General features: G+C 66.5%; 22 protein-coding genes. 1 reads left to right on the top strand and 21 read right to left on the bottom strand.

Annotated elements, in window-relative coordinates; all coding sequences use genetic code 11:
• Positions 1 to 81 precede the first annotated feature (81 nt).
• The 20 genes from rplO to rpsJ all read right to left on the bottom strand — a co-directional run bounded on the left by rplO (position 82) and on the right by rpsJ (position 9,655).
• Positions 82 to 744, bottom strand: a complete 663-nt coding sequence (gene rplO / locus ESP51_RS21060; RefSeq protein ID WP_129520973.1) for a 50S ribosomal protein L15 — start codon at positions 742 to 744, stop codon at positions 82 to 84.
• Positions 744 to 926: a 50S ribosomal protein L30 gene (gene rpmD / locus ESP51_RS11115; protein WP_206737291.1), complete on the bottom strand. Its 183-nt coding sequence runs from the start codon at positions 924 to 926 to the stop codon at positions 744 to 746. The genes rplO and rpmD overlap by 1 nt, the downstream gene beginning before the upstream one ends.
• On the bottom strand, positions 926 to 1,627 hold the full coding sequence (gene rpsE / locus ESP51_RS11110) for a 30S ribosomal protein S5 (RefSeq protein ID WP_129520971.1): 702 nt from the start codon (positions 1,625 to 1,627) through the stop codon (positions 926 to 928). Before rpsE ends, rpmD begins: the two co-directional genes overlap by 1 nt.
• Complete coding sequence (rplR, locus tag ESP51_RS11105; protein ID WP_129520970.1) at positions 1,624 to 1,983, bottom strand: 50S ribosomal protein L18; 360 nt, start codon at positions 1,981 to 1,983, stop codon at positions 1,624 to 1,626. Before rplR ends, rpsE begins: the two co-directional genes overlap by 4 nt.
• 2 nt (positions 1,984 to 1,985) lie before the next feature.
• Positions 1,986 to 2,522 carry a 50S ribosomal protein L6 gene (gene rplF, locus ESP51_RS11100; protein WP_129520969.1) on the bottom strand — a complete coding sequence of 179 codons (537 nt, stop codon included), beginning with the start codon at positions 2,520 to 2,522 and terminating at the stop codon, positions 1,986 to 1,988.
• Between the two features lie 4 nt (positions 2,523 to 2,526).
• Positions 2,527 to 2,925 (bottom strand): 30S ribosomal protein S8, encoded by a 399-nt coding sequence (gene rpsH / locus ESP51_RS11095; protein WP_129520968.1) that lies wholly within the window; start codon positions 2,923 to 2,925, stop codon positions 2,527 to 2,529.
• Between the two features lie 87 nt (positions 2,926 to 3,012).
• Positions 3,013 to 3,600 (bottom strand): 50S ribosomal protein L5, encoded by a 588-nt coding sequence (gene rplE / locus ESP51_RS11090; protein WP_129520967.1) that lies wholly within the window; start codon positions 3,598 to 3,600, stop codon positions 3,013 to 3,015.
• Entirely contained in the window at positions 3,600 to 3,959 is a 360-nt protein-coding gene (rplX, locus tag ESP51_RS11085) for a 50S ribosomal protein L24 (RefSeq protein ID WP_129520966.1), read from the bottom strand. Before rplX ends, rplE begins: the two co-directional genes overlap by 1 nt.
• Before the next feature lie 2 nt (positions 3,960 to 3,961).
• On the bottom strand, positions 3,962 to 4,330 hold the full coding sequence (gene rplN, locus ESP51_RS11080; RefSeq protein WP_129520965.1) for a 50S ribosomal protein L14: 369 nt from the start codon (positions 4,328 to 4,330) through the stop codon (positions 3,962 to 3,964).
• Between the two features lie 32 nt (positions 4,331 to 4,362).
• Positions 4,363 to 4,668 (bottom strand): 30S ribosomal protein S17, encoded by a 306-nt coding sequence (rpsQ, locus tag ESP51_RS11075; RefSeq protein WP_129520964.1) that lies wholly within the window; start codon positions 4,666 to 4,668, stop codon positions 4,363 to 4,365.
• Positions 4,669 to 4,670: 2 nt separating this feature from the next.
• Entirely contained in the window at positions 4,671 to 5,003 is a 333-nt protein-coding gene (rpmC, locus tag ESP51_RS21185) for a 50S ribosomal protein L29 (RefSeq protein ID WP_129520963.1), read from the bottom strand.
• On the bottom strand, positions 5,003 to 5,422 hold the full coding sequence (rplP, locus tag ESP51_RS11065) for a 50S ribosomal protein L16 (protein WP_122937453.1): 420 nt from the start codon (positions 5,420 to 5,422) through the stop codon (positions 5,003 to 5,005). The genes rpmC and rplP overlap by 1 nt, the downstream gene beginning before the upstream one ends.
• Positions 5,423 to 5,424: 2 nt before the next feature.
• Entirely contained in the window at positions 5,425 to 6,177 is a 753-nt protein-coding gene (gene rpsC, locus ESP51_RS11060; protein WP_129520962.1) for a 30S ribosomal protein S3, read from the bottom strand.
• A complete protein-coding gene (gene rplV, locus ESP51_RS11055; RefSeq protein ID WP_129520961.1) occupies positions 6,177 to 6,542 on the bottom strand; it encodes a 50S ribosomal protein L22 in 366 nt (121 codons plus the stop codon). Before rplV ends, rpsC begins: the two co-directional genes overlap by 1 nt.
• A 26-nt stretch (positions 6,543 to 6,568) precedes the next feature.
• A complete protein-coding gene (gene rpsS / locus ESP51_RS11050; protein WP_056734934.1) occupies positions 6,569 to 6,850 on the bottom strand; it encodes a 30S ribosomal protein S19 in 282 nt (93 codons plus the stop codon).
• A gap of 12 nt (positions 6,851 to 6,862) precedes the next feature.
• Positions 6,863 to 7,702 carry a 50S ribosomal protein L2 gene (rplB, locus tag ESP51_RS11045; protein WP_129520960.1) on the bottom strand — a complete coding sequence of 280 codons (840 nt, stop codon included), beginning with the start codon at positions 7,700 to 7,702 and terminating at the stop codon, positions 6,863 to 6,865.
• Positions 7,703 to 7,721: 19 nt separating this feature from the next.
• Positions 7,722 to 8,024 (bottom strand): 50S ribosomal protein L23, encoded by a 303-nt coding sequence (rplW, locus tag ESP51_RS11040; RefSeq protein ID WP_129520959.1) that lies wholly within the window; start codon positions 8,022 to 8,024, stop codon positions 7,722 to 7,724.
• Positions 8,021 to 8,677, bottom strand: coding sequence for a 50S ribosomal protein L4 (gene rplD / locus ESP51_RS11035; protein WP_129520958.1), 657 nt, complete (start codon positions 8,675 to 8,677; stop codon positions 8,021 to 8,023). Before rplD ends, rplW begins: the two co-directional genes overlap by 4 nt.
• Positions 8,678 to 8,681: 4 nt before the next feature.
• On the bottom strand, positions 8,682 to 9,338 hold the full coding sequence (gene rplC / locus ESP51_RS11030) for a 50S ribosomal protein L3 (protein WP_129520957.1): 657 nt from the start codon (positions 9,336 to 9,338) through the stop codon (positions 8,682 to 8,684).
• A gap of 8 nt (positions 9,339 to 9,346) precedes the next feature.
• Positions 9,347 to 9,655: a 30S ribosomal protein S10 gene (gene rpsJ, locus ESP51_RS11025; protein ID WP_017201594.1), complete on the bottom strand. Its 309-nt coding sequence runs from the start codon at positions 9,653 to 9,655 to the stop codon at positions 9,347 to 9,349.
• A gap of 522 nt (positions 9,656 to 10,177) precedes the next feature.
• Between rpsJ and ESP51_RS11020 the strand changes: the two genes are divergently transcribed.
• Positions 10,178 to 10,630: an OsmC family protein gene (locus tag ESP51_RS11020; protein WP_129520956.1), complete on the top strand. Its 453-nt coding sequence runs from the start codon at positions 10,178 to 10,180 to the stop codon at positions 10,628 to 10,630.
• Positions 10,631 to 10,682: 52 nt separating this feature from the next.
• Here ESP51_RS11020 and ESP51_RS11015 read toward each other — a convergent pair whose 3' ends face one another.
• Positions 10,683 to 11,885 carry an acyltransferase family protein gene (locus ESP51_RS11015; RefSeq protein WP_129520955.1) on the bottom strand — a complete coding sequence of 401 codons (1,203 nt, stop codon included), beginning with the start codon at positions 11,883 to 11,885 and terminating at the stop codon, positions 10,683 to 10,685.
• Between the last annotated feature and the right edge of the window lie 84 nt (positions 11,886 to 11,969).

The raw sequence follows: 11,969 nt of genomic DNA, 5'->3' as shown, positions 1-11,969 counted from the left end.
CCATATGCGGCTCGAGCCTGTCGAGACCCCCGTGAATCATACGCGAGGTCCCGACAGGCTCGGGCAATCGGTGGTGCAGTCCTACTTGACCGAGCCGCCGGCGGCGACGATCTTCTGCTCTGCTGAGCCGGAGACCTTGTCGACCGCGACGTTCAGCTTCACCGCGATGTCGCCGTTTCCGAGCACCTTGACGAGCTCGTTCTTGCGGACGGCGCCCTTCTCGACGAGATCGGCGACGGTGACGTCGCCGCCCTTCGGGTAGAGCTCGGCGAGCTTCTGCAGGTTCACGACCTGGTACTCGACACGGAACGGGTTCTTGAAGCCGCGGAGCTTCGGCGCACGCATGTGGTACGGAAGCTGCCCGCCCTCGAAGCCGGGACGGATGTTGCCGCGGGCCTTGGAGCCCTTGGTGCCGCGACCGGCGGTCTTGCCCTTCGAACCCTCACCGCGACCGACGCGGGTCTTGTCCTTCTTGGCGCCGGGAGCCGGGCGGAGGTGGTGCACCTTCAGCACCTGCTCGCGCTTCTCCGCGACATCCGCCTTGGCGGCTGCCTTCTTCGCGGGAGCCTTCTTCGCGGGAGCCTTGTCGGCCTTCGCGTCGTCGGTCTTCGCGGCAGCAGCCTTGGCAGGTGCCTTCTTCGCGGGTGCCGTGTCGGCCTTGTCGGCGGTGGCCTTGGCCGGGGCCTTCTTGGCCGGGGCCTTCTTGGGGGCCACGGCTTCGACGTCGTTCTTCTCGTCAGCCATTAGTCAATCTCCTCAACCTTCACGAGGTGGGCGACGGTGTTCACGTAGCCGCGGTTCTGCGGGGTGTCCTCGCGAACGACCGACTGGCCGATCCGCTTGAGTCCGAGGCTGCGCAGCGTGTCGCGCTGGTACTGCTTCTCGCTCACCTTGGACTTGATCTGGGTCACCTTGAGCTGTGCCATCACGCACCTGCCTTCGCTGCTGCGGCCGCCTCGGCCGCCGCCGCCTCGGCACGGATCAGGCGCGCGGGGGCGACCTGGTCGTAGTCGAGGCCACGACGTGCTGCGACTGCGCGCGGCTCTTCGAGCTGCGACAGTGCCGCGACCGTGGCGTGCACGATGTTGATCGTGTTCGACGAACCGAGCGACTTGCTCAGGACGTCGTGGATGCCGGCGCACTCGAGCACGGCGCGCACCGGTCCACCGGCGATAACGCCGGTACCGGGGCCGGCCGGACGGAGGAGCACGACACCGGCGGCTGCTTCACCCTGCACGGGGTGCGGAATGCTGCCACCGACGCGAGGCACGCGGAAGAAGTTCTTCTTCGCCTCCTCGACGCCCTTCGAGATCGCGGTCGGGACCTCGCGCGCCTTGCCGTAGCCGACGCCGACGAGACCGTTGCCATCGCCCACGACGACGAGCGCCGTGAAGCTGAAGCGACGGCCGCCCTTGACGACCTTCGACACGCGGTTGATGGTCACGACGCGCTCGAGGAACTGGCTCTTCTCGGCGTCACGGCCACCGCGGTCACGGCTCGGTCCACGCTCGCGGCTGCCACGACGGGCCTCGCGCGGCTCGTTCTGGGGGACCTCGCTCGCGGCGGCGGTCTCCACGGGTGCCTCTGCCACTGCAGCCACCTCGTTCTCCTTCTTGTTGTCGGTCACAGGCTCAGCCCCGCCTCTCGCGCGCCATCAGCGATGGCTGCGACACGACCGGCGTACTTGTTGCCACCGCGGTCGAAGACGACCGCCTCGATGCCGGCCTCCTTCGCACGCTCAGCGACGAGTTCGCCGACCTTCTTGGCCTTGGCGGTCTTGTCACCGTCGAAGGTTCGGAGGTCTGCCTCCATGGTGGATGCGGACGCGAGGGTACGACCCACGGCGTCGTCGACGACCTGCACGAAGACGTGGCGGGCCGAACGCGTGACGACGAGGCGCGGACGCTGCTCGGTTCCGATGACCTTCTTGCGAAGGCGGGTGTGGCGGCGCGAGCGCGCAGCCGTCTTGGTCTTCACAGCCATGATTACTTACCTGACTTTCCGGCCTTGCGACGCACGACCTCGCCGGCGTAGCGGATGCCCTTGCCCTTGTAGGGCTCGGGCTTCTTGATCTTGCGGATGTTCGCGGCGGTCTCGCCGACGGCCTGCTTGTCGATGCCGGCGACCGTGATCTTGTTGTTGCCCTCGACGGTCAGCGTGATGCCGGCCGGGGGCTCGACGACCACAGGGTGCGAGAAGCCGAGCGCGAACTCGACCGACGAACCCTTCTGGGCGACGCGGTATCCGGTGCCGACGATCTCGAGGCCCTTGGTGTAGCCCTGCGTGACGCCGATGATCTGGTTCGCGATGAGCGTGCGGGTGAGACCGTGCAGCGAGCGCGAGTTGCGCTCGTCGTCGGGCCGGGTGACGAGCACCTGGTTGTCCTCGATCTTCACCTCGATCGGGTTCGCGACGGTGAGCGCGAGCTCACCCTTGGGGCCCTTGACGGTGACGGCCAGGCCGTCGACCGTGACGTCGACACCCGCGGGGATGTCGATGGGAAGTCGTCCGATTCGTGACATGGAACTACCACACGTAGGCGAGGACTTCCCCACCCACGCCCTTCTTCTCGGCCTGACGGTCGGTGAGCAGACCGTTGGAGGTGGACAGGATCGCGACGCCGAGGCCGCCGAGCACCTTGGGCAGCTCGGTGGACTTCGCGTAGACGCGCAGGCCGGGCTTCGACACGCGCTTGATGCCGGCGATCGAACGCTCGCGGTTCGGGCCGAACTTGAGCTGCAGCGTGAGGGTCTTGCCGACGCGTGCGTCGGTGACCTCGAAGTCGGCGATGTAGCCCTCGTTCTTCAGGATCTCGGCGATGTGCGCCTTGAGCTTCGAGTTGGGCATCGCGACGGAGTCGTGGTGCGCGGAGTTCGCATTCCGCAAGCGGGTCAGCATGTCAGCGACCGGGTCGGTCATCGTCATGGGTATTTCCTATCGTTCACCAGGTTTCGACGCCCGTTCCACGGACGCCGACCTGTGGTGTGGCCGGGGCGGATGCCCCGGTCCGGTTCAGCTGGGGGTTTCGCTCGACCTGAAGGGGAACCCGAGCTGCTTGAGCAGCGCGCGGCCTTCTTCGTCGTTCTTGGCGGTGGTCACCACAGTGATGTCCATGCCGCGGACGCGGTCGATCTTGTCCTGGTCGATCTCGTGGAACACGGACTGCTCCGTGAGACCGAAGGTGTAGTTGCCGTTGCCGTCGAACTGCTTCTCCGACAGGCCGCGGAAGTCACGGATGCGCGGGAGCGCGAGCGAGAGCAGGCGGTCGAGGAACTCCCACATGCGGTCGCCTCGCAGCGTCACGTGCGCGCCGATCGGCTGGCCCTCGCGCAGCTTGAACTGCGCGATGGACTTGCGGGCCTTGGTGACCTGCGGCTTCTGGCCCGTGATCTTCGTGAGGTCGGCGATCGCGCCGTCGATGATCTTGCCGTCGCGGGCCGCCTCACCGACGCCCATGTTCACGACGATCTTCACGAGGCCCGGCACCTGGTGCACGTTGGTGTAGCCGTGCTCCTCGGTGAGAGCCTTCGAGATCTCGGTCCGGTACTTGGTCTTCAGTCGCGGCTGGATTTTGCCAGCCTGCGTTGCCGTATCGGTCATTACAGGTCCTTACCTGACTTCTTGGCGTAGCGGACGCGGACGGTCTTCTCGACGCCGTCCTTCGTCACGGTCTCGAGGCGGAAGCCGACGCGGGTCGGCTTCTTCGACTCGGGGTCGACGAGCGCCACGTTCGAGACGTGGATCGGCGCTTCGTGGGTCTCGATGCCACCCGTCTTCGAGCCGCGCTGCGTCTGGCCGACGCGAACGTGCTTCGTGACGAAGTTGATGCCCTCGACGACGACGCGGTTCTCGGCGACGATCACCTCGAGCACCTTGCCCTGCTTGCCGCGGTCTCCGCCGCGGGCCTGGCTGCGGCCCGAGATGACCTGCACGAGGTCACCCTTCTTGATGTTGGCCATGACTAGATAACCTCCGGTGCCAGCGAGATGATCTTCATGAACTTGCGGTCGCGAAGCTCGCGACCGACCGGTCCGAAGATGCGGGTGCCACGGGGGTCACCATCGTTCTTGAGGATCACCGCTGCGTTCTCGTCGAACTTGATGTAGGAGCCGTCGGAACGACGGGTCTCCTTGACGGTGCGGACGATGACGGCCTTGACCACATCGCCCTTCTTGACGTTGCCGCCGGGGATCGCGTCTTTGACGGTCGCGACGATGGTGTCGCCGAGACCGGCGTACCGACGCTTCGAGCCACCGAGGACGCGGATCGTGAGCAGTTCCTTGGCGCCGGTGTTATCGGCGACCTTGACTCGTGATTCCTGCTGAAGCACTTCTAACTCCTTCTCTCAAGCAAGCGCGAGGCTTACTTGGCCTTCTCGACGATCTCGACGAGGCGCCAGCGCTTGGTGGCGCTGAGGGGCCGGGTCTCGCTGATCACGACGAGGTCGCCGATGCCGGCGGTGTTCAGCTCGTCGTGTGCCTTCACCTTGGAGGAGCGGCGCATCACCTTGCCGTAGAGCGGGTGCTTCACGCGGTCTTCGACCTCGACGACGATGGTCTTGTCCATCTTGTCGCTGGTCACGTAGCCGCGGCGAACCTTGCGGTAACCGCGGACGAGTTCGGCCGACTCGGCGACCTCGGCCTCGACAGCCTTCTTGGTCTCAGCCATGATCAGGCCTCCTTCGTCTCTGCGGCCTCGGCTGCGGCATCCTCGTCGGATGCCGTTGCCTTGGCCTTCTTCGTCTTCTTCTCGGCCTTGGCCGGAGCCTCGACCGGCGCGGGCGTGGCCCGGATGCCGAGTTCGCGCTCACGGATGACCGTGTAGATGCGGGCGATGTCTCGCTTGACCGCGCGCAGGCGGCCGTGGCTCTCGAGCTGACCGGTGGCCGACTGGAAGCGCAGGTTGAACAGCTCTTCCTTGGCCTTCTTCAGCTCATCGAGGAGTCGCTCGTCTTCAAACGTGTCGAGCTCGACCGGGGTGAGCTCCTTGGTTCCGACGGCCATTATGCGTCGCCCTCCTCGCGCTTGATGATGCGTGCCTTGAGGGGCAGCTTGTGGATTGCACGGGTCATGGCCTCACGAGCGAGTTCCTCGGAGACACCCGAGACCTCGAAGAGGACCCGGCCCGGCTTGACGTTGGCGACCCACCACTCGGGCGAACCCTTACCGGAACCCATGCGGGTCTCGGCGGGCTTCTTCGTGAGCGGACGGTCGGGGTAGATGTTGATCCACACCTTGCCGCCACGCTTGATGTGACGGGTCATCGCGATACGAGCGGACTCGATCTGACGGTTCGTCACGTACGCGGGGGTCAGGGCCTGGATGCCGAACTCACCGAAGGTGACCTTCGTGCCACCGGTTGCCTGGCCCGAACGGCCGGGGTGGTGCTGCTTGCGGTACTTGACTCGACGGGGAATCAACATGGTTATGCCTCAACTCCTGCTGCCACCGGCTCCTGCGCCTTGGGCGCACGGCGGGGACGGTCAGTGCGCTCGGGGCGCGACGACTTCTGGTTGGCCTGCTCACGGGCAAGCTCCTTGTTGGTGATGTCGCCCTTGTAGATCCAGACCTTCACGCCGATGCGGCCGAAAGTGGTCTTCGCCTCGTAGAAGCCGTAGTCGATGTTCGCGCGGAGGGTGTGCAGGGGCACACGGCCTTCGCGGTAGAACTCCGAACGGCTCATCTCGGCGCCGCCGAGGCGGCCGGAGACCTGGATGCGGACACCCTTGGCACCGGCGCGCTGGGCACCCTGCAGGCCCTTGCGCATCGCGCGGCGGAAGGCCACGCGGGCGGAGAGCTGCTCGGCGATGCCCTGGGCGACGAGCTGGGCGTCGGCCTCGGGGTTCTTCACCTCGAGGATGTTGAGCTGGATCTGCTTGCCGCTGAGCTTCTCGAGGTCGGAGCGGATGCGCTCCGCCTCGGCGCCGCGGCGGCCGATCACGATGCCGGGACGCGCCGTGTGGATGTCCACGCGGACACGGTCACGGGTGCGTTCGATCTCGATGCGCGAAACTCCCGCGCGGTCGAGCGACGTCTGCAGCAGACGACGGATCTTGATGTCCTCTGCGAGGTAGTCGGAGTAGCGCTGACCGGGCTTCGTCGAGTCGGAGAACCACCGCGACACATGGTCGGTGGTGATGCCGAGACGGAAGCCGTACGGGTTTACCTTCTGACCCATTACTTCGTACCCTCCTCGGGCGTGGCGAGCACAACCGTGATGTGGCTGGTGCGCTTGTTGATGCGGAACGCACGACCCTGCGCGCGCGGCTGGAATCGCTTGAGGGTGGTGCCCTCATCGACGAATGCGCGGCTGATGTACAGGTCCTGCTCGTCCAGGTAGGTGTTCGAGGCATCGGCCTTGACGCGAGCGTTCGCGATGGCCGAGGCGACGAGCTTGTACACCGGCTCGCTCGCACCCTGGGGTGCGAACTTCAGGATGGCCAAGGCCTCCTGAGCCTGCTTGCCGCGGATCAGGTTGACGACGCGACGAGCCTTCTGGGGGGTGACGCGGATGTGTCGCACGCGTGCGATCGACTCCACCATTTCTTCTCCTCCTTCACGTCACCGCGTCAGCGGCGACGGCCCTTCTTGTCGTCCTTCACGTGTCCACGGAAGGTGCGGGTGGGGGCGAACTCGCCGAGCTTGTGGCCCACCATGGTCTCGGTGACGAACACCGGGATGTGCTTGCGACCGTCGTGCACGGCGATCGTGTGACCCAGCATCGCCGGGATGATCATCGATCGGCGTGACCAGGTCTTGATGACGTTCTTGGAACCGGCTTCGTTCTGCGTAACGACCTTGCGAAGCAGGTGGTCGTCGACGAAGGGGCCCTTCTTGAGACTGCGCGGCATCTTCTTCTACTCCTACTTGCGCTTCTTGCCGACGGTGCGACGACGGACGATGAGCTTGTCGCTCTCCTTGTTGGGGCGACGGGTGCGTCCCTCGGACTGACCCCAGGGGCTGACCGGGTGGCGACCACCGGAGGTCTTGCCCTCACCACCACCGTGCGGGTGGTCGACGGGGTTCATTGCGACACCGCGGACGGTCGGGCGGACGCCCTTCCAGCGCTTGCGGCCGGCCTTGCCCCAGTTGATGTTCGACTGCTCGGCGTTGCCGACCTCGCCGACGGTCGCGCGGCAGCGCGCGTCGACGTTGCGGATCTCGCCCGAGGGCAGACGCAGCTGGGCGTAGGGGCCGTCCTTCGCCACGAGGCGAACGGATGCACCGGCCGAGCGGGCCATCTTGGCACCGCCGCCGGGGCGGAGCTCGATCGCGTGGATCACGGTACCGGTGGGGATGTTGCGCAGCGGGAGGTTGTTGCCCGGCTTGATGTCGGCGCCGGGGCCCGACTCGATCGCGTCGCCCTGCGCGAGCTTGTTCGGCGCGAGGATGTAGCGCTTCGTGCCGTCCACGAAGTGGATGAGCGCGATGCGGGCGGTGCGGTTGGGGTCGTACTCGATGTGAGCGACCTTGGCCGGCACGCCGTCCTTGTCGTTGCGACGGAAGTCGATCACGCGGTACTGGCGCTTGTGGCCACCACCGATGTGACGCGTCGTGATGCGGCCCTGGTTGTTGCGGCCACCGGTCTTCGACAGCGGGCGGAGCAGCGACTTCTCAGGGGTCGAGCGGGTGATCTCTGCGAAGTCCGCCACCGACGAACCGCGACGACCCGGAGTCGTGGGCTTGTACTTACGAATAGCCATAGTGTGTTTCCTCTGCTCCCTAGCCGACAGCCGTGAAGATGTCGATCGAGCCGGACTTGAGGGTGACGATCGCGCGCTTGGTGTCCTTGCGCTTGCCCATGCCGAAGCGGGTGCGGCGGGTCTTGCCCTGACGGTTCAGGGTGTTGATCGACGCCACCTGGACGTTGAAGATCTTCTCGATGGCGAGCTTGATCTCGGTCTTGTTCGAGCGGGGGTCCACGATGAACGTGTACTTGCCCTCGTCGATCAGGCCGTAGCTCTTCTCCGAGACGACCGGCGCGATGACGATGTCACGCGGGTCCTTGTTGTGCGCGGCGCTCATGCCGAGACCTCTTCCTTCTTCGCCTTCGAGGCGATGAACGCCTCGAGTGCAGCCGTGCTGAAGACGATGTCGTCGGAGACGAGCACGTCGTAGGCGTTCAGCTGGTCGACGCGCAGCGAGTGCACGGTCGGGATGTTGCGAACGGCACGCTCGCTGAGCTCTTCGCCGCGGGCGACCACGACGAGGAAGCGCTTGGCCGGCGCGATCGCACCGAGGAGCGCGATGGCGTCCTTCGTCTTCGGGGCCTCGCTCGCCGCGAACGTCTCGACGACGTGGATGCGGCCGCCGCGTGCGCGGTCGGAGAGCGAGCCGAGGAGCGCCGCGGCGATCATCTTCTTGGGGGTGCGCTGCGAGTAGTCACGCGGCTGCGGGCCGTGGACGATGCCACCGCCGGTCATCTGCGGTGCGCGGATCGAACCCTGGCGGGCGCGACCGGTGCCCTTCTGCTTGAAGGGCTTGCGACCGGCGCCGGAGACCTCGCCGCGGGTCTTCGTCTTGTGCGTGCCCTGGCGGGCGGCAGCGAGCTGCGCGACGACGACCTGGTGGATGAGCGGGACGTTGGTCTGCACGTCGAAGAGCTCGGCGGGCAGCTCGACGGTGCCGGACTTCTTGCCGGTCACGTCGAGAACGTCGAGGGTGTTGACGGTAGCCATGGAACTACGCCCCCTTCACTGCGTTGCGGACGAAAACGAGACGGCCGCGAGCACCGGGAACCGCGCCCTTGACGAGCAGCAGGCCCTTCTCGGCGTCGACGGCGTGCACGCGGAGGTTCAGCACGGTGACGCGCTCGCCACCCATGCGACCGGCCATGCGCATGCCTTTGAAGACACGGCTGGGGGTCGACGAAGCACCGATCGAGCCGGGCTTGCGGTGGTTGCGGTGCGAACCGTGCGAAGCGGAGACGCCCTTGAAGTTGTGGCGCTTCATGACACCCGCGAAGCCCTTGCCCTTGCTCGTGCCGACGACGTCGACGAGCTGGCCGGCTTCGAAGGTGGCGTCGACCGTGAGCTCCTGGCCGAGCTCGTAGCTCGCGGCATCCGCGGTACGAACCTCGGCGAGGTGACGGCGAGGCGTGACGCCTGCCTCACGGAAGTGGCCGGCGGCAGGCTTGGTGACCTTGCGCGGGTCGATGGCGCCGGCGGCGATCTGGATGGCGTCGTAGCCGTCCTTCTCGGGCGTGCGCAGCTGCGTCACGACGTTCGGTGCGATCTCGATGACGGTGACGGGGACGAGCTGGTTGTTCTCATCCCACACCTGGGTCATGCCCAGCTTGGTGCCGAGCAGTCCCTTCACGTTCTTGGTAGCGGTGGACATCAGTTACCTCAGAGCTTGATCTCGATGTTGACGTCGGCCGGGAGGTCGAGACGCATGAGCGAGTCGACGGCCTTGGGCGTCGGGTCCACGATGTCGATGAGACGCTTGTGGGTGCGCATCTCGAAGTGCTCGCGGCTGTCCTTGTACTTGTGGGGCGAACGGATGACGCACACCACGTTCTTCTCGGTGGGAAGCGGCACGGGGCCGACGACCGTGGCGCCCGCGCGGGTCACCGTGTCGACGATCTTTCGCGCCGAGGTGTCGATGACCTCGTGGTCATACGACTTCAGTCGAATGCGGATCTTTTGTCCCGCCATCTGCTGACTCTCTCTCTGTCAAGGCGTCGTACCCCTTCCAAGGCATTGGACGCCACGTAGCTACTCCGTGTGAAGCACCACTGTTCTGCTGTCAAAGGCCGGTGATCGAGCCTGTCGAAACCACCTGGACGTGGTGGTCTCGACACGCTCGACCTTCGTGCCCCCTCGCCGACCCCTGCACTCGGGCATTCGCCCGGGCGCAGACATACCAGTGCCTTTGCAGGCAAAGGCCCATATCTTGTGGTTGTCGGCTCAGTTGTGTTCTGCTACCCGCGGCCTAGCCTGACCCCTTTTGCTCCGTGGAGCTGGGTGACTATGCACTGCCTGGCAGTGATCCGATCGGCGCGCACTCGGGCACGCGTTCGAAATGTTGAACTCAACGAGTTTGCCACAGTCCGGCCCTTCATGCAACCCGGGCGTGTCGCGCCACCGCCGTTCCCTGCGTGAGCCCAGGCGAGCGGATGCCTCAGCCCCGCGCAGCACGTGATGGAATCGAAGTGCACACCGCCGACGGGAGGCCACATGCCTGAACACGCGCACCAGGTCAGCGCGCACATCGGACCGGGCAGCGTCTCAGTGACGCGCACCGGAACCCGCACCTACGAGGGGATGAACGAACGCGGTTCGACCGTGCGCATCGGCCCGGTCGACGCGGAAGGACACTTCACGCCGGGCGAACTGCTCAAGCTCGCGCTCGTCGGCTGTGCGGGCATGAGCTCCGACCGGGTCGCAGCTCGGCGTCTCGGCGAGGACTACGCGATCACGATCTGGGCGCACGGGACGTCTGATCCCAAGGAGAACCGCTATCTCCGCATCGACGAAGAGCTCCTCGTCGACCTGTCAGGACTCGACGACTCGGAACGCAGCACGCTCATCGACATCATGTCGAAGGCGATCGAACGCGCATGCACCGTGGCGCGCAGCGTGCACGACAGCATCGACCTCGAGACCACCATCGACGGCACGCCGGCCTGAGCGCCGGCATCGGCGCTGACACCGACATCGACGCCGACACCGGCACTCGGCATCACCTGGATCCGTGGTGGGTCGTCACCGAGCTCGCGGCGACCTGCGGCGCCGTGAACCCCGTGACGAGGAGCAGTGCCGCCGCGACCCCGAGGCCGCTGAGGATGACCGCCGGCCGCCGCACCGGGGCATCCGTCGTCCCGATCCGGAAGGGGTCCTCGATCCACCGCTTCGACAACCCGGCGATCGCGAGGCTCAGCCCCACGAGCAACACCATGAGCCATGGCGGGCTCGGAACGCCGGTGACGTACGGCACGAACATGAACACGGGCCAGTGCCAGAGGTAGAGCGAGTACGACACGTCGCCGACCCACTGCACAGGCGCCAGCCCCGTGAGCCGCGCCGTGGACCACGAGGTCAGCGGCATCCCGGCCCAGATGACGGCGAGCGTTCCGGCGACGGGGATCATCGCGACCCAGCCCGGGAAGACCGTCACGCCGGTGAACGTGACGATCGGCACGACGATGAGCGCGAGGCCGAACCAGGAGATGGCGGTGCGCAGCCGCTCGCGCCCCACCGGCGCCGCAACGAGTGCCAGCAGTCCGCCGATGCCGAACTCCCAGCCGCGGGCGATCGTCGAGAAGTAGGCGAGGTTGTGGTCGGCTGCCGTCAGGGCGACGCCATAGGCGAATGAGGCGACGGTGACCACGGCGAGCGCGACGGCGGCGACGGTTCGCACGCTCGCTCCGCGCACTCGCGCGAACCACAGGGAGCCGACCACGAGGAACGGCCAGACGAGGTAGAACTGCTCCTCCACCGAGAGCGACCAGAAGTGCTGCACGGGCGTGGAGCGGAGGTCGTCGCGTGCGGGGTTCTGCGAGTCGGCCGCGAGCTGCCAGTTCTCGACGTAGAGCGTGCTCGTCACGATCTCGCGGAAGAATCCCGACCATTCGCGCTGCGGCACGAACACGAGCGTGAGCACCGACACGGCGAGCAGCGTCGCGACCGCGGCGGGCAGGATGCGTCGGGCGCGTCGCTCGTAGAACCGCTTGAGCGAGACCCGGCGCGCCGATTCGGCGTCGCGCAGCAGGAGCCCCGTGATGAGGAACCCCGACACGACGAAGAACACGTCGACGCCCATGTAGCCCGCCGGCGCCACCGCGGGCCACCCGTGATGGAGCACCACGGCGCAAACGGCGACGGCCCGGAGAGCTTGAATCTCGGGCCGTACGGTGGATCGGGGCAACTCGGGCGGTGAAGCCATCCGATTCAGCGTAACCCGATCGGGGGGTACGGCGCGAACTGTGGATGGTGTAGGCGTAACACAGCGTCCAGTGTCGACGCTCCC

It is taken from the genome of Agromyces albus (genome assembly GCF_004134825.1).
Classification (GTDB): Bacteria; Actinomycetota; Actinomycetes; order Actinomycetales; family Microbacteriaceae; genus Agromyces; species Agromyces albus.
This window is presented reverse-complemented; position numbering and strand designations above follow the sequence as displayed.